We start from the raw sequence: 23,793 nt of genomic DNA on the forward strand, positions 1-23,793 counted from the left end.
ACGACCCCCGACTCGGGATCCCGCGCATCCTGCGCCGCCGCGCCCGCTGGGTGTCGGCGCGGCTGCGCCATCCACGGATGTAGCGGCGCGCCGCCTCCGGCCCCCGGGCCGACCCGGACCCCGGGCGGAACCCGGCCCCGGGCCGGGCCCGGGGTCAGAGGGCGCAGCCCTGGGTGTCGACCCGCCGGTCGGCGATCCTGCCGATGCGGATGTCGTCCCGGATCTCGTCCGCCGTCAGGGCGTACCCGGTGTTCGGGTCGTCGAGCGACTTCGCGAAGACGACCCCGTACACCCTGCCCTCGGGCGTGAGCAGCGGGCCGCCGGAGTTGCCCTGGCGGACGGTCGCGAAGAGCGAATAGACGTCGCGGCGGACGGTGCCCCGGTGGTAGATGTCCGGGCCGTTGGCGTTGATCCGGCCGCGGACGCGGGCGGAGCGGACGTCGTAGGCGCCGTTCTCCGGGAAGCCGGCGACGATCGCGTCGCTGCTGCTCGTCGCGTCCTTGTCGGTGAACTCCAGGGCCGGGGCACGCAGCTTGGGCACGTCCAGGACGGCGATGTCGCGCTCCCAGTCGTAGAGGACGACCTTGCCGTCGTAGAGCTTGCCCTCGCCGCCGATCTGCACGGTGGGCTCGACGACCCCGCCGACGACGTGGGCGTTGGTCATCACCTTGCCGGGCGCGAAGACGAAGCCGGTGCCCTCCAGGACCTTGCTGCAGCTGGGCGCGGTGCCGACGACCTTCACGATCGAGAGCTTGGCCTGCTGGGCGACGGCGCTGCGGGCGAGCGCCGGGTCGGGCGGCTTCACCTCGGTGATGGGCTCGTTCGAGAACGGGCTGAAGACCTGCGGGAAGCCGTTGCGGGCGAGGGTGGAGCTGAAGTCCGAGAACCAGGTGTTGGCCTGGGCGGGCAGCACCCGCGACACGCCGAGGAGCACCTTGGAGTTGCGGACCTCCTTGCCCAGCGTGGGCAGGGAGGTACCGGCCAGTGCCGAGCCGATCAGCCAGGCCACCAGCAGCATCGCGACGACGTTGACCAGCGCCCCGCCCGTCGCGTCGAGCGCGCGGGCCGGCGACCAGGTGATGTGACGTCTGAGCCGGTTGCCCAGATGGGTCGTCAGCGCCTGGCCGATCGAGGCGCAGACGATGATGACCACCACGGCGATCACCACGACGGTGGTGGACACCTGGGTGCCGTTGTCCGTCACCCGGTCCCAGATCAGGGGGAGCAGGGACACGGCGATGAGGCCACCGCCCAGGAAGCCGATCACCGACAGGATGCCGACGACGAAGCCCTGGCGGTAACCGACGATCGCGAACCACACGGCGGCGACCAGCAACAGGATGTCCAGCACGTTCACGAGGGTCACCGTCTCATGCGTGCCAGTCGAGCGGGACCTGACGTGAGCGGTCCCACGGTCGCTCCCAGCCCGAGAAGTGCAGGATCCGGTCGATGACCCCCGCGGTGAAACCCCAGACCAGGGCCGATTCCACGGTGAATCCGGGCCCTTCGTGGCCGCGCGGGTGGACCACCGTGACCCGGTGGGCGGGGTCCGTGAGATCCGCCACGGGCACCGTGAAGACCCGGGCCGTCTCCGCCGGGTCCACCGGGCCGACCGGCGAGGGCTCGCGCCACCAGCCGAGGACCGGGGTCACGACGAACTCGCTGACCGGAATGTAGAGCCGGGGCAGTACGCCGAACAGCTGGACGCCCGCCGGATCCAGGCCGGTCTCCTCCTCGGCCTCGCGCAGCGCGGCGCGCAGCGGGCCGGTGGTGTGCGGGTCGCCGTCCTCCGGGTCCAGGGCGCCGCCGGGGAAGGAGGGCTGGCCGGCGTGCGAGCGCAGGGTGCCGGCGCGCTCCTGGAGCAGGATCTCCGGGCCGCGCGGGCCCTCCCCGAAGAGGATCAGCACGGCGGACTGGCGGCCCCGGCCGTCCTCGGGGGGCAGGAAACGGCTGAGCTGGCGGGGCCGGACCGTCCGGGCGGCCTCCGCCACGGGGCCGAGCCATTCGGGCAGGCCGGCGGCCGTGAGCATGAGCTCCTCCGCCCCGCCGGCAGCGGCCGTGGTCTCGTCCTGTGTACCGCGCGTCATAGGCAACCCCTGTCCGTGTTCTCCCCGTCCGCTGAACGCGGGCCGGGTACCGATTCGTTCCGCAGGGGGCGCGGGGCGGCCGCGCCGCGCCCCCGGGTGGCACCCGCGCCCCGCTCAGGGCTCCGTACGGGCCCCCAGGGGCGCGGCCGGGAGGCCCGGGTAGTCCGGGGGCGGGGAGAGCCGCTGGCCCGGCTTGCCGCCCTTCTCGTACTTCAGCAGCTTCTTCGCCTTCTCCGGGTCCGTCTCGCCCTCCCCGTAGGCCGGGCAGAGCGGGGCGATGGGGCAGGCGCCGCAGGCGGGCTTGAGGGCGTGGCAGACCCGGCGGCCGTGGAAGACGACGCGGTGCGAGAGCATCGTCCACTCGCTCTTCGGGAAGATCGCGCAGATCTCCGCCTCGACCTTCTCCGGGTCGTGCTGCTCGGTCCACTTGAAGCGGCGCACCAGCCGTCCGAAATGGGTGTCGACGGTGATCCCGGGAACCCCGAAGGCGTTGCCGAGGACGACGTTCGCGGTCTTGCGGCCGACGCCGGGCAGCTTGACCAGGTCTTCCAGACGGCCCGGCACCTCGCCGCCGAAGTCGTCGCGCAGGGCCTGCGAGAGGCCGAGGAGGGCCTTCGCCTTCGACCGGAAGAACCCGGTCGGCCGAATGATCTCTTCCAGTTCCTCCGGGACGGCCGCCGCCATGTCCTCGGGGGTCGGGTAGGCGGCGAACAGGGCCGGGGTCGTCTGGTTCACGCGCAGGTCGGTGGTCTGCGCGGACAGGACGGTGGCGACCAGGAGCTCGAAGGGATTGCGGAAGTCCAGCTCCGGATGGGCGTACGGGTACACCTCGGCGAGCTCGCGGTTGATCCGGCGGGCCCGGCGGACCATCGCGAGGCGGGACTCGGGCTTGGCGGCCCTGGCAGGGGCGGCGGCCTGGGCGGGCCTCACCGGTTTCTTGGCCGAAGCTTTGCCCTGGGGGGCAGGTCGGCCCTTTTCGGACGCCGCCGCGGGGGCTTGTTCGCCCACGGCTGAATCATGGGCCGCCGTCACTCCCGCGGACCCCTTGGCCTGTGCTCTCACCGGCTTATTGGACACCCGGCCAGCCTAAGCCCGGGCGCTGACACCCCGCCCGGACCTCAGGTAACACCACCCCGATCGGCCTCTCGCCGCACAGCACGCCCGTCCGTCCGGCATCCTTGTGATTGATCGCACTGTTTGAGCCGTCCGGCAAAATGGGGAACGGTCCCCACTGGCCGGTCGACATAGGAGAGAGACTCGTGGACGACGTTCTGCGGCGCGCCCCGCTCTTCGCGGCGCTCGATGACGAGCAGGCCGCGGAGCTCCGCGCCTCCATGGGCGAGGTGACCCTCGCACGCGGTGACGCCCTGTTCCACGAGGGCGACCCCGGTGACCGGCTGTACGTCGTGACCGAGGGCAAGGTGAAGCTCCACCGCACCTCCCCCGACGGCCGCGAGAACATGCTGGCCGTCCTCGGCCCCGGCGAGCTGATCGGCGAGCTGTCGCTGTTCGACCCGGGCCCGCGCACCGCCACCGCCACCGCCCTGACCGAGGTCAAGCTCCTCGGCCTCGGCCACAGCGACCTCCAGCCCTGGCTGAACGCCCGGCCCGAGGTCGCCACCGCGCTGCTGCGCGCCGTCGCCCGGCGCCTGCGCAAGACCAACGACCAGATGTCCGACCTGGTCTTCTCCGACGTCCCGGGCCGCGTGGCCCGCGCGCTCCTCGACCTGTCGCGCCGCTTCGGCGTGCAGTCGGAGGAGGGCATCCACGTCGTCCACGACCTGACGCAGGAGGAGCTGGCCCAGCTCGTCGGCGCCTCGCGCGAGACCGTGAACAAGGCCCTCGCCGACTTCGCGGGCCGCGGCTGGCTGCGCCTGGAGGCGCGCGCCGTGATCCTGCTGGACGTCGAGCGGCTCGCCAAGCGCTCGCGCTGACGAACCTTCGCGGAGGGGCCCCGTCCGGGTGTCGGACGGGGCCCCTCCGCGTGTGCGCCGCGCGAGCCGTACCTGCACTGCGCCGGGCCGTGCGGCGGGCACAGTAGGGCTCATGGGGCACAGAGGGCTGGACGCGGACGGGTACTTCGAGCGGGAGGGGTCCCTCGGGCGGATCCAGCCCGAGTTCGCGGGGCCCGTCGCCGCCGCGCGCGGCCGGCTGGCGGAGGCGTACGGCAACCGGCTGCACAGCGCCTACCTGTACGGTTCCGTGCCGCGCGGGACGGCCCGGCCCGGGCGGTCCGACCTCGACCTGCTGCTCGCCCTGCACCGGGAGCCCGCCGAGGAGGACCGGGACACGGCCGAGGTGCTGGGCCGCGGGCTCGACCAGGACTTCCCGCAGATCGACGGCGTCGGCATCCTGCTGTACGGCAAGGAGCTGCTGCTGAGCGAGCAGGAACGTTACGACCTGGGCTGGTTCCTGGCCTGCCTGTGCACCCCGCTGCTCGGCCCCGACCTGGCCGAGCACCTGCCCCGGTACCGGCCCGACAGCCTGCTCGCCCGGGAGACCAACGGCGACCTCGCCGTCCTGCTGCCCCGGTGGCGGGCCCGGTTCGAGGCGGCCTCGGAGCCCGCCGAGTTCCGCAGGATGAGCCGGTTCTTCTCCCGGCACCTGGTGCGGACCGCCTTCACGCTGGTCATGCCCGAGTGGGGCGGCTGGACCAGCGACCTCGCCGAGTCCGCGGAGGTCTTCGGCCGCTACTACCCGCAGCGGGCCGCACAGGTGCGGGAGGCCGCCTCCGTGGCGCTGGCCCCCGTCGAGGACCCGGCCGTGCTGCGCCGCTACCTCGACGACCTCGGGCCGTGGCTGGCCGGGGAGTACGAGGCCCGGCACGGCACGAAGAGCCCGCGACCGGGCCCGGCCTGATCCGGCCTGATCCGAAAGGCACGGCCTAGCGGCCGGCGGGCTCCAGGTCCAGGGACTCGACGGCCTGCTTGGCCTCCGCCAGGCCCGCGCCGGTGATCTGCCGGTAGGCCTTGATGGCCGAGACGGTCCGGCCCTCGCGCATCAGCGCGCGCACCCCGTCCAGCCCGGCCGGCTCCGGCTCCTCGATGCCCAGGTGGTCCAGGACCAGGCCGAGCCGCCGCTCCAGCCGGTCGGCCCTGTCCTGCAGGGCGCGCATCCGCAGGTTCACCGTGGAGGTGATCCATCCGGCCACCGCGAGCAGGGCAAGCAGCAGGTACAGCGTGTTCATTCAGGTCCCCCCGGGATCAGTCCGTGCTCCCGAAGGTACTCAAGCTGCGCGCGGACGGACCACTCGGCGGCCGGCCACAGCGAGCGGTCCACGTCCGCGTAGACGTGGGCCACGACGGCCTCGGGGGTGACCAGGCCGTCCTCCACCGCCGTCTCGATCTGGGCCAGCCGGTGGGCGCGGTGGGCCAGGTAGTACTCCACGGCGCCCTGGGCGTCCTCCAGGACCGGCCCGTGGCCCGGGAGCACGGTGTGCACCCCGTCGTGGACGGTGAGGGAGCGCAGGCGGCGCAGGGAGTCCAGGTAGTCGCCCAGGCGGCCGTCGGGGTGCGCGACGACCGTCGTACCGCGGCCCAGGACGGTGTCGCCGGTCAGCACGGCCCCGTCGGCGGGCAGGTGGAAGCAGAGGGAGTCGGCGGTGTGCCCGGGAGTGGCGACGACGCGCAGTTCCAGGCCGCCGGTGCGGATCACGTTCCCGGCGGCAAGGCCCTCGTCTCCCAGGCGCAGCGCGGGGTCCAGGGCGCGCACCTTGGTGCCGGTCAGCTCGGCGAAGCGGCCGGCGCCCTCGGCGTGGTCGGGGTGGCCGTGGGTGAGGAGGGTCAGCGCGATCCGCTTGCCGGCCTGCTCGGCGGTGGCGATGACGGCGCGCAGGTGCGCCTCGTCCAGGGGGCCCGGGTCGATGACGACGGCGAGCTCGGAGTCGGGCTCGGAGACCAGCCAGGTGTTGGTGCCGTCCAGGGTCATGGCCGACGGGTTGGGGGCCAGGACGTTGACCGCGCGGGCGGTGGCCGGTCCGGAGACGACCATCCCGCGGGGCTGGCCGGGCAGGGCCGCTGCGTCGGTCATACGGGGCCTCCTCCGAGGGTGACGCGCTTGGTGAACTCGTCGTGGCCCGGCCAGCTGAGCACGACCACGCCGTCCTCCAGCGAGGCCTCGGCCAGGACCGGCGTGAGGTCCTGCGCGCCGGCCGCCGCGAGGGCGTCGGCGGCGGCCCCGTACGGCTCCAGGGAGCGCAGGGTGGAGATGGTGGGCGGCATCATCAGCAGCTCGCCCGCGTCGTACCCGGCGGCGGCGTCCTGGGGGCGGATCCAGACGGTCCGGTCGGCCTCGGTGGAGGCGTTGCGGGTGCGCTGTCCCTCCGGGAGGGCGGCGACGAAGAACCACGTGTCGTAGCGGCGGGGCTCGAACTCGGGGGTGATCCAGCGGGCCCACGCCCCGAGCAGGTCGGAGCGCAGCAGCAGGCCGCGGCGGTCGAGGAACTCGGCGAAGGACAGCTCGCGGCCGACGAGGGCCTCGCGGTCGGCCTCCCAGTCGTCCCCGGTGGTGTCGCCGACGACGGTGTCGGGGGTCTTCCCTGCGAGGAGTACGCCGGCCTCCTCGAAGGTCTCGCGGACCGCGCCGCAGACGATGGCCTGGGCAGTGGCGGCGTCGGTGCCGAGGCGGGCCGCCCACGCCTCCTGGTCCGGGCCGGCCCAGCCGATGCGGTGGTCCTCGTCGCGGGGGTCGACCCCGCCGCCGGGGTAGGCGTAGGCGCCGCCGGCGAACGCCATCGAGGCGCGGCGGCGCAGCATGTGCACGGCGGGGCCGGCGGGCGTGTCGCGGAGCAGCATCACCGTGGCGGCACGCTTGGGCTGCGCCGGGGTGAGGGTGCCCTCCGCCAGGGCGCGGATGCGGGCGGGCCACTCCGGGGGGTACCACTGGCCTCCGGCGGGGGGCTCGGGCGAGGGCTGACCGTGCTGACCATTCGGCATGGCCGGATGCTACGGCCATCCGGCCCGATGTTCGAGGCCCCCCTGACCCGGGGCGCTGCGCGGGGCCCCGCCTGAAACGCCGGCGGGGCCGTGCAGGGCCGCGCCGGCGTTCGGGGTCAGGCGTCCGGGGTGAGTTCCACCTGGATCTCGATCTCGACCGGGGCGTCCAGCGGGAGGACCGCCACGCCGACCGCGCTGCGGGCGTGCACGCCCTTGTCCCCGAGGATCTCGCCCAGCAGCTCGCTCGCCCCGTTCAGCACGCCGGGCTGCCCCGTGAAGTCGGGGGCCGAGGCGACGAAGCCGACGACCTTCACCACGCGGGCGATCCGGTCCAGGTCACCGACCACGGACTTCACGGCGGCCAGCGCGTTCAGCGCGCACGTCGCCGCCAGCTCCTTGGCCTGCTCCACCGAGACCTCCGCGCCGACCTTGCCGGTCAGCGGGAGCTTGCCCTGCACCATCGGGAGCTGGCCCGCGGTGTACACGTACGCGCCCGAGCGCACCGCCGGCTGGTACGTGGCCAGCGGCGGGACGACCTCGGGGAGGGTCAGGCCGAGCTCGGCGATCCGGGCCTCGACGGCGCCGCTCATGCCTTCTCCCGCTTGAGGTAGGCCACGAGCTGCTCGGGGTTGTTCGGGCCGGGCACGACCTGGACGAGCTCCCAGCCGTCCTCGCCCCAGGTGTCCAGGATCTGCTTGGTGGCGTGGACCAGCAGGGGGACCGTCGCGTATTCGAACTTCTTGGTCATGGGGGCGAGCGTAACGCCTGAGCGGGAGTGGTTAGGCTCGGAGGTTGTGAGCAGGCTCCAGGTGGTCAGCGGCAAGGGCGGCACCGGCAAGACCACGGTCGCCGCCGCACTCGCGCTGGCCCTCGCGCGCGAGGGCAGGCGGACTCTACTCGTGGAGGTCGAGGGCAGACAGGGCATCGCACAGCTATTCGGCACGGAAGCGCTCCCCTACGAGGAGCGGAAGATCGCCGTCGCGCCGGGCGGCGGCGGTGAGGTGTACGCGCTCGCCATCGACGCGGAGCGGGCGCTGCTGGACTACCTCCAGATGTTCTACAAGCTCGGGTCGGCCGGGCGGGCGCTCAAGAAGCTCGGCGCCATCGACTTCGCCACGACCATCGCCCCCGGCCTGCGGGACGTCCTGCTGACCGGCAAGGCGTGCGAGGCGGTGCGGCGCAAGGACAAGGCCGGGCGGTTCGTCTACGACCACGTGATCATGGACGCGCCGCCGACCGGGCGGATCACCCGCTTCCTGAACGTCAACGACGAGGTGGCGGGGCTGGCCCGGTTCGGGCCGATCCACAACCAGGCGCAGGCCGTCATGAAGGTGCTCAAGTCCCCGGACACCGCGGTGCACCTGGTGACCCTGCTGGAGGAGATGCCCGTCCAGGAGACCGCCGACGGCATCGAGGAACTGCGCGCGGCCGGACTTCCGTTCGGGCGTGTCGTCGTCAACATGGTGCGCCCGCACCACCTGGACGAGGACACCCTGCGCACGGCCGCGGAGGGCCGCCGCCCCGAGATCGCCAAGGCCCTGTCCCGGGCCGGGCTCGGCGGGGCGCGGCGGGGCGGGCTGGCCGAGCGGCTGGTGGAGCCGCTCCTGACTCAGGCCGCCGAGCACGCGAGCCGCGTCGAGCTGGAGCGGGAGCAGCGCGCGGTGCTGGCGGGTCTGGACGTGCCGACGTACGAACTCCCCCTGCTCGGCTCGGGGATGGAGCTGGCCGGGCTGTACGAGCTGGCGACGGAGCTGCGCAAGCAGGCGGACGCCGAATGAGCGAGGGCGGGAACACCATGGGCCTGGACGCGCCGCAGCACCTGGAGGTCGACGCGCTGCTGGACGACCCGAAGACCCGGATCGTCGTGTGCTGCGGCGCGGGCGGGGTCGGCAAGACCACGACGGCCGCGGCGCTGGGCGTACGGGCGGCCGAGCGGGGGCGGAAGGTGGTCGTGCTGACCATCGACCCGGCGCGCAGGCTGGCGCAGTCGATGGGGATCGACTCGCTGGACAACACCCCGCGCAGGGTCGAAGGGGTGGACGGCGACGGCGGTGAACTGCACGCCATGATGCTGGACATGAAGCGGACCTTCGACGAGATCGTCGAGGCGCACGCGGACCGCGAGCGGGCGCGGGCGATCCTGGCGAACCCCTTCTACCAGTCCCTGTCGGCCGGTTTCGCGGGCACGCAGGAGTACATGGCGATGGAGAAGCTGGGCCAGCTTCGGGCGAAGGACGACTGGGACCTGATCGTCGTGGACACGCCGCCGAGCCGGTCCGCGCTGGACTTCCTCGACGCACCGAAGCGCCTCGGGTCCTTCCTGGACGGGAAGTTCATCCGGGTGCTGATGGCGCCGGCGAAGGTCGGCGGGCGGGCGGGCATGAAGTTCCTGAACGTCGGCATGTCGATGATGACGGGCACGCTCAGCAAGCTGATGGGCGCCTCGCTGCTGAAGGACGTGCAGACGTTCGTGGCGGCGATGGACACGATGTTCGGCGGCTTCCGAACGCGCGCCGACGCGACGTTCCGGCTGCTGCAGGCGCCGGGTACGGCCTTCCTGGTGGTCGCGGCACCCGAGCCGGACGCGCTGCGCGAGGCGGCGTACTTCGTGGAACGGCTGGCCGCGGAGAAGATGCCCCTGGCCGGCCTGGTGCTGAACCGGGTGCACGGGAGCGACGCGCGGCAGCTGTCGGCGGAGCGGGCCCTGGCGGCCGCAGAGAATCTTGAAGAAGGCGGCATTGTCGATCAGGAGTCCGGGAAAGCTGGACTTCGTGACGCCGCCGGCGACGGCTCCCCCGCCGTGGACGACGTGGAATGCGCGGAAGACGCGAAAGACGCAGAAGAGACCGACGGTCCGGGCGACGCGGACGCCATCACGGCGGGGCTGCTGCGCCTGCACGCGGAGCGGATGCAGGTGATCGCGCGCGAGCAGCGCACGCGCGACCGCTTCACCTCGCTGCATCCCGAGGTGGCGGTGGCCGAAGTGGCCGCCCTGCCCGGCGATGTACACGACCTCGCCGGGCTGCGGGCCATCGGAGAGCGACTCGCGGCCGAGGTTCCGGCCGGAGCTTGACCGTACGTACGAGTGGTGCCGGCGCGGCGCCCGGGTGGTTACCCGGCTGCCGCGTAGGTCTCGTACGCCACGTCGATCTCCGCGCCGACATCCACGGTGAGGATGCCGGTACTGCGCTCGTACTCCGTGCGAGCGGTTTCGAGCAGCCGTCGCCACGAGGTGACGGTGGGACGCCTGCGCAACAGGGCGCGCCGTTCCCGCTCGGTCATTCCGCCCCACACGCCGAACTCGACACGATTGTCGAGCGCGTCGGCCAGGCACTCGGTCCGCACCGGACATCCGGTGCACACCGCCTTGGCCCTGTTCTGTGCCGCTCCTTGAACGAACAGTTCATCCGGATCGGTAGTGCGGCAGGCTGCCTGCGCACTCCAGTCGGTTACCCAGCCCATCCCGGTGCCGTCCTCTCCCGAATCGAGGCTCCCCCACGGCGGTAGCGGCATATTCACCGCTGCCAGTTGAGGACGTTACGGAAGGCGGGGACGGCGCAACACCCCCGACGGGCCCAATCTTGAATGGTCCGAACGGACTATGGGTAAGCGGCAGATCACCCGACGGAGTGATCCGGCGACATGCCCGGCCATTCCGACGATTCGGGTGAAATCAGGGAAGCGCCGGTGAGCGGCCGTCGGAGCGAAGGGCGAGATTCGGACATGCATCCACCCCATTCGGGAGGGGTGAAAATCAAGCCGAGGGGTTGATGTCGCACCACACTGCTGTGACAGTTGGGGACAGCTTAGGCCAAGGCATTCGCGCGTGTCCGGCGAATGAGAACGTAGGCTGCCCTCCATGGGAAAGAAGCGCTCGGGCGCAGGGCTCACGGGGCCGCAGCAGGCCACCAGGTTCCTCGGTTTGTCGGTTCTCTCCGGAGTCGTTCTCGCCGGCATCGCGATCCCGGGCGCCGGTGCGCTGGGCCTCGCCGCCAAGGGCACCGTCGAGGGCTTCGATGAGATCCCGGCCAATCTCAAAACGCCTCCGCTGAGCCAGCGGACCACCATTCTGGACGCCGAGGGTGGCCTGATCGCCACGGTCTATTCGCGGGACCGGCAGGTCGTCCCGTTGACGGCCATCTCGCCTTACATGCAGAAGGCGATCGTCGCGATCGAGGACTCGCGTTTCTACGAGCACGGCGCCGTCGACCTCAAGGGCATCCTGCGCGCGGTGAACCGCAACGCGCAGGAGGGCGGCGCCGCGCAGGGCGCCTCCACGCTGACGCAGCAGTACGTGAAGAACGTCTTCGTCGAGGAGGCCGGCGACGACGAGACGAAGGTGCGCGAGGCCCAGGAGAAGAGCCTCGGCCGCAAGATCCGCGAGCTGAAGTACTCGATCCAGGTCGAGGAGGAGCTCGGGAAGAAGAAGATCCTCGAGAACTACCTCAACATCACCTACTTCGGGCAGGCGGCGTACGGGATCGAATCCGCCGCCCAGCGCTACTTCAGCAAGCCCGCCAAGGACCTCACCCTGGACGAGTCGGCCCTGCTGGCCGGCGTCGTCCAGTCGCCGAGCCGGTTCGACCCGGTGAACGACGCGCAGGAGGCGATGAAGCGCCGCAACGTCGTCCTCCAGCGGATGGCCGACGTCAAGGACATCTCGCAGGCGGAGGCGGACGAGGCGAAGAAGCTGCCGGTCACCCTGAAGGTGACCCGCCCCAAGAACGGCTGCATCACGGCCGTCAAGGGCGCGGGCTTCTTCTGCGACTACGTGCGCAACACCTTCCTGTCCGACACGGTCTTCGGCAAGACCCGCGAGGAGCGGGCGAAGATCTGGAACCAGGGCGGCCTGACGATCCGCACCACCCTGGACCCGCAGTCGCAGGACGCCGCGAACAACTCGATCCGCGACCACGTCAACCAGGACGACTCGATCGCCACGGCCGTGACCATGGTCCAGCCGGGCACCGGCCGCGTCCTGGCGATGGGCCAGTCCAAGCCGTACGGCTTCGGGAAGAACGAGACGCAGATCAACTACTCCGTCGACAAGCGGATGGGCGGCTCCAACTTCGGCTTCCAGGTGGGCTCCACGTTCAAGCCCTTCATCGCCGCCGCGGCCCTGGAGCGGGGCATGGAGCCGACGAAGGTCTACTCGGCGCCGAACAAGATGGAGTACCCGAGCCCGGTGCCGCGCTGCGAGGGCTCGCCGGCGTGGCAGAACCTGCCGCTGGCCGGCGGCAAGCTGCAGACCGCCGAGAACGAGACCGCCGACGAGTACGGCCCGTACGCGCTGAAGACGGCGATGGAGAAGTCCATCAACACCTACTTCGTGCAGATGATCTCGGAGATCGGGCTGTGCCCGGTGACGGAGATGACGCAGAAGCTCGGCGTGGTCCCGGCCAGCGGGGTCAAGCTCCCCGAGGAGCCGTCCATCGCGCTCGGCTCCGCCGAGATGTCCCCGCTGACGATGGCCAACGCGTACGCCACCTTCGCCAACCGGGGCGTGTACTGCACGCCGATCGCCCTGGAGTCGATCACCGACGCCCACGGCAAGGCGCTCGCGGTGCCGAAGAGCAAGTGCGACCGGGCGATGTCCCAGGACACCGCCGACACGATCAACGCCCTGCTGCGCGGAGTGGTCGACTCCGGTACCGGTGAGAAGGCCGGTCTGACCGACCGCGACAACGCGGGCAAGACCGGTACCACCGACAACCGCTACAACGCCTGGTTCGTGGGCTACACCCCGAACCTGTCCGGCGCGGTGTGGGTCGGCTCGGGCGGCGCGAAGAAGATCACGATGGAGGACATCACCATCGGCGGCCAGTACTACCCGAAGGTCTTCGGCGGCGGCCTGCCCGGCCCGATCTGGAAGGACGCCGTCTCCGGTGCCCTGTCCGGCCGCGAGGCCCCGGCCTTCGCGAACGTCCACATCCCCGAGCCCTCGGTCGCGGGCGGCGGCAACAACGGAGGCGGCCGGGGCAACACCCCGCCGGCGATCCCGCGCAAGCCCGGCAAGCCCAAGCCCGGCGACGGCAAGCCCGGCGACACCCGCCCCGGCACGGCCGTCGGCGGCGCGGGCGACACCACCATCGACCCGCCGACCAACCCGATCCCGGGACTCCCCGTGACCCCGGGCCTGATCGGCGGCAACGAGACCCAGTAGCGGGACGTGAAGAAGGGGAGGGCCCCGGCCGGATCATCCGGCCGGGGCCCTCCCACGTGCTCGACGACTTACGAAAGCTGCTTCTTGACGGCGGCGGCGACGCGGCCGCCGTCCGCCAGACCCGCCACCTTCGGGTTCACGATCTTCATGACGGCGCCCATGGCCCGCGGCCCCTCGGCCCCGGCCGCCTTGGCCTCCTCGACCGCCTGCGCCACGATCGCGGCGAGCTCGTCGTCGCCGAGCTGCTTGGGCAGGTAGGTGTCGAGGAACCCGCCCTCCGCGGTCTCGCGCGCGGCCTGCTCGTCGCGGCCGCCCTGGGCGAAGGCCTCCGCGGCCTCGCGGCGCTTCTTCGCCTCCTTCGCGATCACCTTGAGGACTTCCTCGTCGGAGAGCACGCGCGCTTCCTTGCCCGCGACCTCCTCCTTGGTGATGGCGGCGAGGGTCAGGCGCAGGGTGGACGAGGCGAGTTCGTCGCGCGCCTTGATGGCGGTGGTGAGGTCTTCCTGGAGCTTGGCCTTGAGCGTGGTCATGCCCTTGAGTCTGCCAGGTGCGGGGGCTGCGGCGCCCATCGGTTTTCCGCGTCTGCGACCATGGGGCCATGCGCGCGCGTTACGGAGTACCCCTGAAGGTCACCGCCGGAATCGCTGCGGCGGGGGCCGCGGGAGTGGCCTACGCCGCCGGATTCGAGGCCCGCTCCTTCCGGCTGCGCCGGGTCACCGTGCCGGTGCTCCCCACCGGGGCCCGTCCGCTGCGCGTACTCCAGGTGTCGGACATCCACATGGTCGGCGGGCAGCGCAAGAAGCGCGCCTGGCTCCAGTCCCTGGCCGGGCTGCGCCCCGACTTCGTCGTCAACACCGGCGACAACCTCTCCGACACCGAGGGCGTGCCGGAGCTCCTCGACGCGCTCGGCCCGCTGATGGAGTTCCCCGGCGTGTACGTCTTCGGGTCGAACGACTACTACGGGCCGCGGCTGCGCAACCCCGGGCGCTACCTGATCGAGAAGGCCCAGGGCCGGCACGGGCTGAACGGCAACAAGCCGGTCGTCGGCGCCGTCCACAACCCGTGGGAGGGGATGCGTGACGCCTTCGACGCGGCGGGCTGGCTGAACCTGACCAACACCCGGGCCCGGCTGAAGCTGCACGGCATGGAGCTGGCGTTCACCGGTCTGGACGACCCGCACATCAAGCGCGACCGCTACGAGCGGGTCGCGGGCGGCCCGGAAGCGGACGCGGACTTCTCGATCGCCGTCGTGCACGCCCCGTACCTGAGGGTGCTGGAGTCCTTCACCGCCGACCGCTACCCGCTGATCCTCGCCGGGCACACGCACGGCGGGCAGCTGTGCATCCCCTTCTACGGCGCCCTGGTCACCAACTGCGACCTCGACACGAAGCGCGTGAAGGGCCTGTCCACGTACGAGACCCAGGGCGAGCGCTCCTACCTGCACGTCTCGGCGGGCTGCGGCACCAACCGCTTCACCCCGGTCCGCTTCGCCTGCCCCCCGGAGGCGACCCTCCTGACCCTGGCCCCGAAGGCCTAGCACCCTCCGCGGGGCCCCGGCCGGCCCGCCGTGAAAACCGGATTTCGTCTCCGGCGCCGGGTCCGCTAAAGTAATCGATGTCGCCAGGCGGAAACGCCGAGGGTGACAATCGGGGTGTAGCGCAGCTTGGCAGCGCGCTTCGTTCGGGACGAAGAGGTCGTGGGTTCAAATCCCGCCACCCCGACAGAGAAGTACCAGGTGAGAGCCGGTGCAGAGCAATCTGCACCGGCTCTCTCTGCGTCTGGGTGACTAACTGAGTGACTAACTGAGTGACTAACTGAGTGACTACGGCTTCCGAGCGTCCTTGAAGATCTCGTCCATGGCCGTCGCCCCGGTCTGGATCACGGGCCGGATCTGCTTCCGGTAGACCGCCTCGGTGACAGCCGTCCCGGAATGCCCGACGAGCCGGGAGATCTCTTCGAGCGGGACCCCCTTGTCGGACAGCAGCGAGACGAAGCTGTGCCGCAGCTCTCGCGGGGTCCAATCCTTCGCGTCGACCCCCTCGGCTCCGGTGATCGCCTGCCGGAAGGCGCGCCGGACGTTGGTGGAGTCCAGCTCCGTCCCCGTCGCGGAAGAGAAGACGAGCCCCTTCTCCGTCCACTGATCACCGGCGGCGAGCCGGTCCCATCCCTGATCTTCGAACTGCTGCCAGAGCGCATCCACGCACCTGGCCGGCAGGGCGATCGTCCGGCGCGACTTCTTGGTCTTGGTGTCCCCGGTGGAGCGGACCGACCGCCACACCGCGATGTGTGGCGGGACGGGTGGCGAAGCGTCCGGGTCCCCCTTCAGGAAGACGTGATCCCAGGTGAGCGCCCGCATCTCTTCCGTCCGCGCGCCGGTGAGCAGGGCCACCACGATGTACGCGTACGCGGACGTCCCCTCGGCCGCCTTCAGCACCGCCTCGGCCTCGGCGAGCCGGAGCGCCTTCGACGGCCGGCCGGGCTGCCCGGTCGGGATGGAACACAGGTCCACGATGTTCCGCTTCACCTTGTCCCGAACCATGGCCCGCTTCACGGACCGGTTCAGGCACGAGTGGATCGCCTGAAGCGTGCGCGTGCTGAGCGTCTTGGCCTTCTCGGCCAGCCACTTGTCGACGTCCTCCCCGCTCAGCTCCCGGAGCTTCCGGGCGCCGAGTGCGGGGACAACGTGGATCCGGCTGAGCGAGGTGCACGTGGCCACGGTCTTCGCGTCGCGGCCGGCCAGCCCGTACATGAGCCAGTCGTCCACCGCGTTCGCCACGGTGTAGTTGGTGGGTGCGACGGCCAACCCGTCCTCGTGGTCGCGGAGCACCTCCTTGAGCTTGGCCTTGGCCTCGGTCTTGGTCTTGCCGCTCCCCTTCCGCACGACGCGCTTCCCGCTCGCGTCAAATCCCAGGGTCACGGTGGCGATCCACCGCTGCCGCTTCTCGTCCCAGTGGAGACCGCCGTCTCCCCTGCTGCGGCGCTTGGTCACTTGCTCTCTCCTGCCTCGCGCTCCAGGAGCGCGACGTACTCGTTGATGGCGGATCGGGGGATGAAGCGGGCTCGGCCTTCGCTGACGGCGCGAAGGCGGCCCGAGCGGATCAGCTCGTAGATGACGGTGCGGCTCATGCTCAAGGCGTGCATCGCGGCTTCAACCTTGAGCAGGGCGGGTTCCACGGGCGGCGTGATCGTGGCACTCACTGGTTCTCCTCCGAGGCTTGCGGCTGACGGTGTCCTGCTGGCCGTGGGCGTAGCGATCCCGTGGCGGGGGACGTCCGCTCCTGTCCGAGGTGCGGATTTCTGCGTCATCGCGTCGTGTGTGTCATTCGCTTGCCTGACCTGCGGTTTTCGGTGACGTAAGAGGCCGGTCGCGTGTCATCGGCCTACGTCACCGTCACCGGCGTGAGGCAAGCCGGTGACACGGGTGACGCGTGGTGACGTAGCGATCGGCTGTCTGCGTCACCGGTGTTGTCGCAGGTCACGAGCCGTCTGGGGCGCGGTGGTGACTCGGGTGACGCAGCGTCTCTCTTCTTAGGAAAAAGAGGGGGGTGGTGTCTGTTGGTTGTGCGGTGCGTCTTCGAGCGTGAAGAGGGAGCCGCTGCGCGGCGCGACCTCTTGGCGGCGGCAAGCCGCCGGAACAACAAGAGGAGCACGCGCGCCCGGTGGCGGGTGCTCCTCTTGCCTGTACCGGGACCGGTCGCGGTGGCGCCGGTTAGAACACGGCTTCCTGCTGGGCGGGCGGTGCGGCTGCCGGTCGGGCGATCTCGATGTAGCGGGCGGTCCTGGTGCGGCCCCAGTCGACGAGGACGCCGCGTGCGGCCAGGGTGGGCTGCAGCCGCTTGAGACGGTCGGAGAAGACCTTCCCGGTGGTGGGCCAGCCCTTGGGCAGAGCGCGGAAGTCCTCGCCCGTGTAGAGCTGCGTGAGGGCATGCAACCACTCGGTGGACGTCATCCGGACTTCGGCCCCGGGGTCGAGGGTGGCGGCGTGCTTGAGGACGGTCTGTGCGAGGAGGTCGCCTTCGATGACGTCGTCGTTGAGGTCGTCGAGGCTGGCCCGGTACGCGGCGAGCGCGCCAAGCCCGGTGGCGGTGTCGAGCTGGGCGCACAGGTGGGCGAAGTCGGCCATGCGCAGGTCGCTGGGGATGTCGGCGTCGGTGGCCCGCACCTTTACCGTGAGGTCGAGGAGCGAGCCGAGGATGACAGGCAGTACCTGGGCGAACTCGGCCCACAGCTCGGCCTCGGTCCGGCGGACGCGGGGGCGTTCCAGGCGCAGGGGCAGGAGGCGTTCGGCGAGGTCGGGGCGTACGACGCCGACGTCGATGCCGGTGAGGAGGAGAGGGCGGCGGTAACGGGAGCGGACCACGTCGCCGTCGGTGAACAGGGCGCGTTTGATGCTTTCGGCGCCGGTGACGATGCAGCACATCAGGTCGGAGAGGTCCGGGGGCAGGTGGGAGAGGTTGTCGAGGGCGGTGACCCATCCGGCCGCGACGGCCGTGATCAGGTTCTCCTCGTCCTTCGGGGCGCGGCGCAGGTCGCCGCTCATGCCTTCGATGATCCGCACCAGCATCCGTCCGCCGGTCGACTTGCCGGCGCCCTGGGGGCCGGTGAGGAACGGGGCGGGGACGGGCACGGACGGCTCCAGGCAGCCGATCAGCCATGCGATGGCGAGGCACTCGCTCTCGGCGCCGGCGAAGTTGCACAGCCGCAGCAGGGCGTCGATGCCCTTGCCGTCGGTGTCCTTCTCGGGGAGGGGGAGTTCGCCGGTGAGCTGGGTGCGCCGCCAGGACACCTCTCGTGGGTCGGGTGTGAGGATGTCCCAGCCGGTGGGGTGGATGCGGACGGACTGGCCGTCGTCGCGGCCGAGGTCGAGCCAGGTGGCGCCGTCGTAGCCGGGGGCGACGCGGATGTGGGTGGGCTGTACGTCCTGGTGGAGCGCGAGTGCTTCGATCAAGTCCAACGCCTCCTTGAGTGCGCTGCCGTTGAATACGCCGTGGCCGTCGTTGAAGAGGCCGACCATGAGTTCTTGGCGGTGGCTGCCGGTGGTGCCCTGGGAGCGGATCGGGCGGGCCACGGGGTGGGCGTTCTTCTGCGCGTAGACGGTGCCGTCGCCGGTGCGGAAGTACCGGAAATGGGCCTGCGCGTAGTCGGTGATGATCTGGCGGGCCGGGGTCTTCTCGTCCTCAGGCATCGCTACATCCCCAGTGTGGTGCGGGCGTTGGTCCAGGCGGTCTCGCAGTGCCGCAGGGACTCGCCCTTGGCCTGCGCGGCGGTGAACAGCCGGTCGACGTGTGCCTCGGTCAGGCATCCGCACCGGCCATGCGCGGACAGAACGGCGAGGAACAGCCGGTACACGGCCCTGTGGATCCCGTCGGACGCCTCCTTGATGCGCTGCTCCGCCATGGCGATGCCCTTCTCGAGATAGGCGGGCGAGCGATGGGGGCACTGACCGGCACGGGCGAACGCGGGCATGGTGACGGAGCAGGGCGCCGGCCGGACGGGGGTCGGTTCCTTCACGGCCAGCGCGCGCACGGCATCCGGCAGCACGGTCATCGTCCCGGTGCCGGGGCCGCGCCACTGCGCGTAGGCCAGCGTGGACTTGATGTCGACACCCTTCCGGACCCCGTTGACCGAGCGCATGGCGCCTCGGTAGATCCAGTGCTCCCCGCGCGTCGTGGCGACGGTCTTGGTGGCGGGCAGGGTCTGGCGGGCCCATGCGACCGCGTCGGCGTCGTCGAGGTCGAGGACGGTGAGTCCGGCGCCGCCGGGGTGGTAGGCGACGGCCGCGGCCTGCCGCCAGGCTCCGGCCCATGCCGGGGAGGTGAGAACGGCCGGGTCGGCGGTGGCGGCGCCCCAGCCGTGGCAGGGAGCGGGGCAGGCGCAGGGTCCGGCGGCGAGCATGTGCGGCCGGTCGCCGCACGCGGAGCGGGTACAGGCGCGGCAGTTCCCGAACGGCTGCTTGCCAGCGCGCAGAGGCAGGACGGGCAGGCCGAGTTCGGCGAGCCAGAGCGCGGTGCGCAGGTGTCCGGTGGCGGTGATCATGCGGCCACCGCCTCGGTCAGCGCGCGGGTGAGGAAGGAGCGGCCGATCCATTCGGTGTAGGCCGGGGGGATCGCCTCGGTGAGTTCCTCACGGGTGTCGGTCCAGGTGATGCCCATGGCGGCCTGCATCTCCGCGATGGTGGCTTTGCCGCCGCCGGCGCCGTATGCGGCGACGTACGGGCCGTCGTGGAACTTGCCGTGCCGCCAGCCGCGCACCCGGCCGCGGTGCTTGGGGTGGGTCGGTCGAACGGTGGTCCAGCCGCCGAGTTCGAAGTTGCGGTGGCGGAGCACGCCGAGGCCGAACATCTCCCCGCACAGGGACAGATCCTTGCGGATGGCGGCCTTGCCGTTGGGCTGCTCGATCACATACGGCAGGCCGGACGCGTCGAGCAGGGTGCGGGTGGCGGCCACCAGGTCGACGTGATCGCCGCCCCAGCCCATGGCCCGGTTGGTGCCGACGGTCAGCGCGCATCCGGCCTGGCAGGGCGGGGAGGCGTGCGCCATCGTGTAGCGGCGGATCTCGCCGGAGTCGATCAGGGCGGCGAGGACGGTCAGCGCGTCGCCTTGGCGGAAGGTGAAGGGGTAGTTCGGGCGGGGGCGGATGTCGACGCCCTCGACGTCGAATCCGGCGCGGGAGTAGCCGGTGCCGGCGCCGCCGGCGCAGGAGTACAGGTCCAGGAGTAACGGCCGGTCGTTGCCGTGTGCTCGCCGGATGTCGGTGGGGTGGGTCATGCTGGTCTCTCCAGTTCTTGAGCGTGCTGGACGAGAGCGGCCCCAGTCATTGGCGTGAGTGGGGGCCGCTCTCGGCATGTCAGCGGTGAAGCGGAATCCCTGCTGGTTGCTGGGCAGGGAGGCTTGGCCACCCCCAGGCGGGAGGGCTGTGGAGGGGGGTTTCGGGGGTCTGACCTGCGGAGCCTCCCTGCCTCCCTGGCAGATCATCTGTGCAGGTCAGGCACAGGGAGGTGGGTCAGGGAGGGGGTGAGGGAGTTCTCCCTGCCTCCCTGACCGGTGCGTGATCGGATCCCTCTACTCGGCGGCAGAAGCGGAACCGGTGTCGGGGCGGTTGGTGAGAGCGCGCAGGACGCGTTCGCGGCCGATGACCATGCGCCCGTCGGACTTGTAGGCCTCGGCGCCGGTGCCGTCCAGGACGCGCTTGAGGTCGATGAACGACCACGAGCCGTACGCCTTGCCGTTCAGCGTGGCGAGCCGCTTCAGCACGTCGTGGGTGGGGAGTCGGGCTTCGGTGCCCAGGACGGTGAGGATGTCCGCGAGCGGGTCATGGTCGTCCGCGTCCGGGCTGCTGTGCGCGGTGACGACGCCCGACCGCAGGGCCTTGGCCCGGTCGGCGATGACGCCGGCGGTGTCGGTGTCGATGTAGTGGGTGCGCACGGTGATGGACGCCTGACCGGCCGGGATGGTGATGCCGTCGGAGGCGACGACCACGGTGCCCTTGTCCAGGCCCTGGCGGAGCAGGTGGGGTGCGGCGCCGCCGTCGACTGCCTTGTCCCCAAGGGCCATGCGGGCTTGCGACTCCGTGCCCAGAGCGAGGGAGACGCGGGTGTGGGCGCCTTCGCGGACGAGCTTGGGGAGGTTCTGGTCGGTCGGGTCCTGCGTGCCCTCCCACAGCAGCACATCCACGGCTCGCCCCTGGTTGTGGATCTTGCGGGCGGCCATGAAGTACCGGGAGGTGGCCTTCGAGCCGCCGTACGGGCGCTTGTCGTCGCCGACAGCCGGGCACATGAACGCGACCTGCGCCTCATCCACGATCAGGACCAGCGGCGGGAAGACAGTGCCGGGCGGGGCCTGGATCCGCCGTTCCATCTCCGCGACGCCGGCCTCCAGCATCTCCGTCGCGTCGACGACGTGATCGTCGGTGGGCCCCTGGATGAGGGTGGTGGCGAAGCCGTCGAACATGGCCCAGTCACCGACGCCCTTGAGGTCGGCGATGCGGAACTCGACGGTCTTGTCCAGGGCCAGCCACAGGGCGAGAGCACGCAGGGCTGCGGTCTTGCCCTGGTTCGAGAGCCCGGTGATCAGCAGCATCCGCTGATACAGGCTGATCAGTGCCCCGTCGCCGCGCAGGTCCTGACCCCATGGCGCCTTACCGGTGCGGTAGTTCGCGGTCAGGGTGTCGTCGGTCTCCAGCGGGGACGGGCCGATCGGCTCATCCAGCGCGCCGGAATCGGCGATCCACAGCCGCACCGTGCGGGCCGCCGTCGGAAGGGTGATGAACACTTCGTGCTCATGCCGGGCCAGGTTCTCCGCGAGCTTGCGGCGGCGGCCCTGGACTTCGGCGGTGGAGACGCCGGAGGGGAGGGTGACGTCGACTTCGACGCCGCATCCGGCGATGCGGATCGGGCTGAGCATCGCCGCTCCGACGTCGCCCATCTCCTTGATGGCGTTGCGGAGCGGGGCGATGCCGAGGTCGCGCAGGGCGGTGACGACGATCGAGGGGGTGATCGGGGCGCCTGCGGTGTCGCGCTGCTGGGCGGGCATGGCCCAGGCGGGGGCGGTCTGCTTCTGTCGGCCGACCTGCCACAGGGCGAGTAAGGCCAGCCACGGGCCGACGGTGACGGCCGGTCCCCAGACGACGGTGCCGACATAGACGACCCAGCGGATCGCCTCGATCACCGCGCTGATCGGGCCGACGACCCAGGTGATGTCCTTGTTGGCTATGGCCAGCACGATCCCGAGCAGAAGCAGCCCGCCGACGGTGAGGCCCGCCCCGTAGAGGGCGCTCATGGCCATGTCCTTGGGGGCCTTGATCAGGTCCATGCGGCGGTGGTGGCGGGCGGCCCGGTAGCGGGTGAGGCGGTCCTCCCACTCCTTGGCCTCCTCGAAGTTCCCCGCGGCTTCAGCGGCGCGGATCATCCGTTCGTAGCGGGAAGCGGTGCGTCCGTCCCACGTCCGCTTGGCCACGATCCGCGTGCCGCCCGCCACGTACAGGCCGTGGCGGGCCACCAGTCGTGCGGCCGTGCGGGTCCGCTCGTCAGTGATGGCCGTACGCAGGCCGCGAGCGGTGCGCTTCCACACCCGCGCCGGTCGGACCTTCGCCGGTGCGGTGGGGGCAGGGCCGGGCGGGTTGTCGCCGGGCATCGTGTAGGTGCCGGTGGGGGGGTCTTTGAAGAGGGGGACGACGTTGTCGGTCATGCTGAGAACTCCTGCTCTCGCTGGAAAGCGGGTGGGTAGGGCCCGGGGCGGCCGGCGTTCTTTGGCGAGAGGGCGGCCGCCCCGGGGGCACAGCTACTTGCGGTTCCTGGCCTGCGCGTTCGCCTTCGCGGCGGCCTTGCGGGCGGCCTTCTCGGCGGCCGCCGCGTCGGCGATCTCGCGGGCTTCGCGTTCGCGAGCGCCGTCGATGATCCGCTCGACCTTGCGCTGCAGGTCGCCGAGGTAGACGTTCTCCCCGGCAATCCCGCGCTTGGCCATCCGGGCCGTGTACCAACCGATCTGGGCGATCTCACGAGCGGTGAACTTCGGGTCCTGCGCCATCACGGGGCTCCTTCCGGAGACCGGTCTGTCCGGCTCCCCTCACCACCCGCCACGCGGGCGGGTGGATCGGGCAACCGTCAGCGTCGGCGGCGGGCGGCGGTGCGGATGTTCTTCGCGGCCTGCGTGCCATCGGCGTCACCGACGGACTTCACGACCGTGTGGACGCCCCAGCCCAGCACCAGGGCAAGGAAGGCCAGGAACGCGATGTTCGCGGCGATCGCGGTCAGCGCGCCGACCAGCAGCGGGCCGAAGTACACCCCGGCCGCAACCGCCCCCGCGCCGACGCCAGAGCCGAGCGCGATGCGCTGGACGGTCCGGTCGGGCGGGGCCTGGTGGATGTGCTGGTGCACGACCTGCGGTCCCGCGTACGCCGTGGGGAGTTGGTCGGCGTAGGCGTGGGTGCCGTCCGGGAGCCGGACCACGGTGGCGGGGTGGATCGGTTCGGGAAGGTGGCTCATCCCGCGTGCTCCTCTCGGGTCGGCAGGGGTCAGCGGCGGGGCAGGGCGCGGCACTTCTCTGCGTGGTCCTGGGCCCACTTGATGCGCTCGCTGCTGTTGCGGTAGTTGGTGGCGCCGCACCCTCCGCATTCGGCGTGGAGGATGTCGGCGACGACGATGGCGCCGCCCTCGGAGCGGTAGCGGACGGGAAGGTTGTAGCTGGCCATGGTGGGTCCCTTCGAGGTCAGACGGAGAGGAAGAGCGCGGCGAGGGTCAGGGCGAGGACGTGCGCGGTCTGGTCGACGTGAGCGGCACCGCCATGCGCGGCCCACCCGGACTGGCGGGCGATCCGCATCCACGCGGCGACGGGCCAGCGGCGGTCGATGAAGCCGTGCGTGGCGCCGATCCACAGCACGGCGGCCGCGGCGGGCAGGAGGGGAAGATGCCACCCCAGGGCGGTGGTGCCGAGCGTGAGCATCACGGCGCAGATCAGGACGTGCGTGGCGGCATGGGTGAGGTTGGCCGTCCAGCCTTCCCTCCCGCATCCGGCCTTGTGGGCGGCCTGGTGGTCGGTCTGGAAGGGGTAGTCGGCCAGCAGGTGCCCGACGTAGAGCAGGAACGCGATCTCGGCGAACACGGTGATTCCTC

At 71.4% G+C, this 23,793-nt stretch carries 26 protein-coding genes and 1 tRNA gene; 7 read left to right on the plus strand and 20 right to left on the minus strand.

The features are described from left to right. Window positions 1–154 precede the first annotated feature (154 nt). From AB0F18_RS05190 to nth, 3 genes are all read right to left on the minus strand, one after another. Window positions 155–1,357 carry a MarP family serine protease gene (locus tag AB0F18_RS05190; protein ID WP_362055334.1) on the minus strand — a complete coding sequence of 401 codons (1,203 nt, stop codon included), beginning with the start codon at window positions 1,355–1,357 and terminating at the stop codon, window positions 155–157. 13 nt (window positions 1,358–1,370) lie between these two features. Continuing rightward, window positions 1,371–2,030 (minus strand): CoA pyrophosphatase, encoded by a 660-nt coding sequence (locus AB0F18_RS05195; RefSeq protein WP_362055336.1) that lies wholly within the window; start codon window positions 2,028–2,030, stop codon window positions 1,371–1,373. A gap of 171 nt (window positions 2,031–2,201) precedes the next feature. Continuing rightward, window positions 2,202–2,957 (minus strand): endonuclease III, encoded by a 756-nt coding sequence (nth, locus tag AB0F18_RS05200; protein WP_362055338.1) that lies wholly within the window; start codon window positions 2,955–2,957, stop codon window positions 2,202–2,204. Between the two features lie 389 nt (window positions 2,958–3,346). Between nth and AB0F18_RS05205 the strand changes: the two genes are divergently transcribed. Together AB0F18_RS05205 and AB0F18_RS05210 are read left to right on the plus strand one after the other, a co-directional pair. Beyond that, entirely contained in the window at window positions 3,347–4,021 is a 675-nt protein-coding gene (locus tag AB0F18_RS05205; RefSeq protein WP_042811540.1) for a Crp/Fnr family transcriptional regulator, read from the plus strand. A 112-nt stretch (window positions 4,022–4,133) separates the two neighbouring features. Then, window positions 4,134–4,946 (plus strand): nucleotidyltransferase domain-containing protein, encoded by an 813-nt coding sequence (locus AB0F18_RS05210; protein WP_362055149.1) that lies wholly within the window; start codon window positions 4,134–4,136, stop codon window positions 4,944–4,946. A gap of 25 nt (window positions 4,947–4,971) precedes the next feature. Here the strand turns inward: AB0F18_RS05210 and AB0F18_RS05215 are convergent, their stop codons facing one another. The 5 genes from AB0F18_RS05215 to AB0F18_RS05235 form a co-directional block, all read right to left on the minus strand. Further along, window positions 4,972–5,274 carry a hypothetical protein gene (locus AB0F18_RS05215; protein WP_362055151.1) on the minus strand — a complete coding sequence of 101 codons (303 nt, stop codon included), beginning with the start codon at window positions 5,272–5,274 and terminating at the stop codon, window positions 4,972–4,974. Next, window positions 5,271–6,116, minus strand: coding sequence for an MBL fold metallo-hydrolase (locus tag AB0F18_RS05220; RefSeq protein ID WP_362055153.1), 846 nt, complete (start codon window positions 6,114–6,116; stop codon window positions 5,271–5,273). The genes AB0F18_RS05215 and AB0F18_RS05220 overlap by 4 nt, the downstream gene beginning before the upstream one ends. Next, a complete protein-coding gene (locus AB0F18_RS05225) occupies window positions 6,113–7,021 on the minus strand; it encodes an NUDIX hydrolase (protein ID WP_362055155.1) in 909 nt (302 codons plus the stop codon). Before AB0F18_RS05225 ends, AB0F18_RS05220 begins: the two co-directional genes overlap by 4 nt. 116 nt (window positions 7,022–7,137) lie before the next feature. Beyond that, window positions 7,138–7,611, minus strand: coding sequence for a RidA family protein (locus AB0F18_RS05230; RefSeq protein WP_362055157.1), 474 nt, complete (start codon window positions 7,609–7,611; stop codon window positions 7,138–7,140). Next, entirely contained in the window at window positions 7,608–7,769 is a 162-nt protein-coding gene (locus AB0F18_RS05235; RefSeq protein ID WP_007264966.1) for a DUF4177 domain-containing protein, read from the minus strand. The genes AB0F18_RS05230 and AB0F18_RS05235 overlap by 4 nt, the downstream gene beginning before the upstream one ends. A gap of 46 nt (window positions 7,770–7,815) precedes the next feature. Here AB0F18_RS05235 and AB0F18_RS05240 point away from each other — a divergent pair, with 46 nt between their 5' ends. Continuing rightward, entirely contained in the window at window positions 7,816–8,799 is a 984-nt protein-coding gene (locus tag AB0F18_RS05240) for an ArsA-related P-loop ATPase (protein ID WP_362055158.1), read from the plus strand. Next, window positions 8,796–10,094 (plus strand): ArsA family ATPase, encoded by a 1,299-nt coding sequence (locus AB0F18_RS05245; RefSeq protein WP_362055160.1) that lies wholly within the window; start codon window positions 8,796–8,798, stop codon window positions 10,092–10,094. The genes AB0F18_RS05240 and AB0F18_RS05245 overlap by 4 nt, the downstream gene beginning before the upstream one ends. Window positions 10,095–10,132: 38 nt before the next feature. Here AB0F18_RS05245 and AB0F18_RS05250 read toward each other — a convergent pair whose 3' ends face one another. Further along, window positions 10,133–10,483: a WhiB family transcriptional regulator gene (locus AB0F18_RS05250; protein WP_052713450.1), complete on the minus strand. Its 351-nt coding sequence runs from the start codon at window positions 10,481–10,483 to the stop codon at window positions 10,133–10,135. A gap of 397 nt (window positions 10,484–10,880) precedes the next feature. Between AB0F18_RS05250 and AB0F18_RS05255 the strand changes: the two genes are divergently transcribed. Then, on the plus strand, window positions 10,881–13,184 hold the full coding sequence (locus tag AB0F18_RS05255; RefSeq protein WP_362055162.1) for a transglycosylase domain-containing protein: 2,304 nt from the start codon (window positions 10,881–10,883) through the stop codon (window positions 13,182–13,184). Window positions 13,185–13,252: 68 nt separating this feature from the next. On the opposite strand, the gene AB0F18_RS05260 is transcribed toward AB0F18_RS05255, so the two are convergent. Further along, window positions 13,253–13,714 carry a GatB/YqeY domain-containing protein gene (locus tag AB0F18_RS05260; RefSeq protein WP_362055164.1) on the minus strand — a complete coding sequence of 154 codons (462 nt, stop codon included), beginning with the start codon at window positions 13,712–13,714 and terminating at the stop codon, window positions 13,253–13,255. Window positions 13,715–13,782: 68 nt separating this feature from the next. Here AB0F18_RS05260 and AB0F18_RS05265 point away from each other — a divergent pair, with 68 nt between their 5' ends. Then, on the plus strand, window positions 13,783–14,721 hold the full coding sequence (locus tag AB0F18_RS05265) for a metallophosphoesterase (protein ID WP_362055166.1): 939 nt from the start codon (window positions 13,783–13,785) through the stop codon (window positions 14,719–14,721). A gap of 110 nt (window positions 14,722–14,831) precedes the next feature. After that, window positions 14,832–14,905 (plus strand) — tRNA-Pro (locus tag AB0F18_RS05270). A 101-nt stretch (window positions 14,906–15,006) separates the two neighbouring features. Here AB0F18_RS05270 and AB0F18_RS05275 read toward each other — a convergent pair. From AB0F18_RS05275 to AB0F18_RS05320, 10 genes are all read right to left on the minus strand, one after another. Next, a complete protein-coding gene (locus AB0F18_RS05275) occupies window positions 15,007–16,173 on the minus strand; it encodes a site-specific integrase (protein ID WP_362055168.1) in 1,167 nt (388 codons plus the stop codon). Continuing rightward, window positions 16,170–16,382, minus strand: a complete 213-nt coding sequence (locus AB0F18_RS05280) for a helix-turn-helix domain-containing protein (protein ID WP_362055170.1) — start codon at window positions 16,380–16,382, stop codon at window positions 16,170–16,172. The genes AB0F18_RS05275 and AB0F18_RS05280 overlap by 4 nt, the downstream gene beginning before the upstream one ends. Window positions 16,383–16,893: 511 nt before the next feature. Next, window positions 16,894–18,369, minus strand: a complete 1,476-nt coding sequence (locus tag AB0F18_RS05285) for an ATP-binding protein (protein WP_362055172.1) — start codon at window positions 18,367–18,369, stop codon at window positions 16,894–16,896. Window positions 18,370–18,371: 2 nt separating this feature from the next. Next, complete coding sequence (locus AB0F18_RS05290; protein WP_362055174.1) at window positions 18,372–19,220, minus strand: bifunctional DNA primase/polymerase; 849 nt, start codon at window positions 19,218–19,220, stop codon at window positions 18,372–18,374. Further along, entirely contained in the window at window positions 19,217–19,951 is a 735-nt protein-coding gene (locus AB0F18_RS05295) for a DNA methylase (RefSeq protein ID WP_362055176.1), read from the minus strand. Before AB0F18_RS05295 ends, AB0F18_RS05290 begins: the two co-directional genes overlap by 4 nt. A gap of 294 nt (window positions 19,952–20,245) precedes the next feature. After that, window positions 20,246–22,369: an ATP-binding protein gene (locus AB0F18_RS05300; RefSeq protein ID WP_362055178.1), complete on the minus strand. Its 2,124-nt coding sequence runs from the start codon at window positions 22,367–22,369 to the stop codon at window positions 20,246–20,248. Window positions 22,370–22,462: 93 nt separating this feature from the next. After that, complete coding sequence (locus tag AB0F18_RS05305) at window positions 22,463–22,708, minus strand: DUF6257 family protein (protein WP_362055180.1); 246 nt, start codon at window positions 22,706–22,708, stop codon at window positions 22,463–22,465. A gap of 77 nt (window positions 22,709–22,785) precedes the next feature. After that, window positions 22,786–23,166 carry a DUF6251 family protein gene (locus AB0F18_RS05310; RefSeq protein ID WP_362055182.1) on the minus strand — a complete coding sequence of 127 codons (381 nt, stop codon included), beginning with the start codon at window positions 23,164–23,166 and terminating at the stop codon, window positions 22,786–22,788. 29 nt (window positions 23,167–23,195) lie between these two features. Further along, on the minus strand, window positions 23,196–23,372 hold the full coding sequence (locus AB0F18_RS05315; protein ID WP_362055184.1) for a hypothetical protein: 177 nt from the start codon (window positions 23,370–23,372) through the stop codon (window positions 23,196–23,198). Between the two features lie 17 nt (window positions 23,373–23,389). Continuing rightward, a complete protein-coding gene (locus AB0F18_RS05320; RefSeq protein WP_362055185.1) occupies window positions 23,390–23,782 on the minus strand; it encodes a DUF3307 domain-containing protein in 393 nt (130 codons plus the stop codon). Window positions 23,783–23,793 lie beyond the last annotated feature (11 nt).

Origin of the sequence: Streptomyces sp. NPDC029216, from assembly GCF_040648015.1 — a bacterium.
In the GTDB taxonomy this organism is placed as follows: Bacteria; Actinomycetota; Actinomycetes; order Streptomycetales; family Streptomycetaceae; genus Streptomyces.

What these genes read in the sequence shown, in the direction of transcription:
- AB0F18_RS05195 (WP_362055336.1), bottom strand. Translation starts at nt 2,030, where the DNA reads ATGCTCACGGCCGCCGGCCTGCCCGAATGGCTCGGCCCCGTGGCGGAG.
- nth (WP_362055338.1), bottom strand. Translation starts at nt 2,957, where the DNA reads ATGGTCCGCCGGGCCCGCCGGATCAACCGCGAGCTCGCCGAGGTGTAC.
- AB0F18_RS05210 (WP_362055149.1), top strand. Translation starts at nt 4,134, where the DNA reads ATGGGGCACAGAGGGCTGGACGCGGACGGGTACTTCGAGCGGGAGGGG.
- AB0F18_RS05215 (WP_362055151.1), bottom strand. Translation starts at nt 5,274, where the DNA reads ATGAACACGCTGTACCTGCTGCTTGCCCTGCTCGCGGTGGCCGGATGG.
- AB0F18_RS05220 (WP_362055153.1), bottom strand. Translation starts at nt 6,116, where the DNA reads ATGACCGACGCAGCGGCCCTGCCCGGCCAGCCCCGCGGGATGGTCGTC.
- AB0F18_RS05225 (WP_362055155.1), bottom strand. Translation starts at nt 7,021, where the DNA reads ATGCCGAATGGTCAGCACGGTCAGCCCTCGCCCGAGCCCCCCGCCGGA.
- AB0F18_RS05230 (WP_362055157.1), bottom strand. Translation starts at nt 7,611, where the DNA reads ATGAGCGGCGCCGTCGAGGCCCGGATCGCCGAGCTCGGCCTGACCCTC.
- AB0F18_RS05235 (WP_007264966.1), bottom strand. Translation starts at nt 7,769, where the DNA reads ATGACCAAGAAGTTCGAATACGCGACGGTCCCCCTGCTGGTCCACGCC.
- AB0F18_RS05245 (WP_362055160.1), top strand. Translation starts at nt 8,796, where the DNA reads ATGAGCGAGGGCGGGAACACCATGGGCCTGGACGCGCCGCAGCACCTG.
- AB0F18_RS05250 (WP_052713450.1), bottom strand. Translation starts at nt 10,483, where the DNA reads ATGGGCTGGGTAACCGACTGGAGTGCGCAGGCAGCCTGCCGCACTACC.
- AB0F18_RS05255 (WP_362055162.1), top strand. Translation starts at nt 10,881, where the DNA reads ATGGGAAAGAAGCGCTCGGGCGCAGGGCTCACGGGGCCGCAGCAGGCC.
- AB0F18_RS05260 (WP_362055164.1), bottom strand. Translation starts at nt 13,714, where the DNA reads ATGACCACGCTCAAGGCCAAGCTCCAGGAAGACCTCACCACCGCCATC.
- AB0F18_RS05265 (WP_362055166.1), top strand. Translation starts at nt 13,783, where the DNA reads ATGCGCGCGCGTTACGGAGTACCCCTGAAGGTCACCGCCGGAATCGCT.
- AB0F18_RS05285 (WP_362055172.1), bottom strand. Translation starts at nt 18,369, where the DNA reads ATGCCTGAGGACGAGAAGACCCCGGCCCGCCAGATCATCACCGACTAC.
- AB0F18_RS05290 (WP_362055174.1), bottom strand. Translation starts at nt 19,220, where the DNA reads ATGATCACCGCCACCGGACACCTGCGCACCGCGCTCTGGCTCGCCGAA.
- AB0F18_RS05295 (WP_362055176.1), bottom strand. Translation starts at nt 19,951, where the DNA reads ATGACCCACCCCACCGACATCCGGCGAGCACACGGCAACGACCGGCCG.
- AB0F18_RS05300 (WP_362055178.1), bottom strand. Translation starts at nt 22,369, where the DNA reads ATGACCGACAACGTCGTCCCCCTCTTCAAAGACCCCCCCACCGGCACC.
- AB0F18_RS05305 (WP_362055180.1), bottom strand. Translation starts at nt 22,708, where the DNA reads ATGGCGCAGGACCCGAAGTTCACCGCTCGTGAGATCGCCCAGATCGGT.
- AB0F18_RS05310 (WP_362055182.1), bottom strand. Translation starts at nt 23,166, where the DNA reads ATGAGCCACCTTCCCGAACCGATCCACCCCGCCACCGTGGTCCGGCTC.
- AB0F18_RS05315 (WP_362055184.1), bottom strand. Translation starts at nt 23,372, where the DNA reads ATGGCCAGCTACAACCTTCCCGTCCGCTACCGCTCCGAGGGCGGCGCC.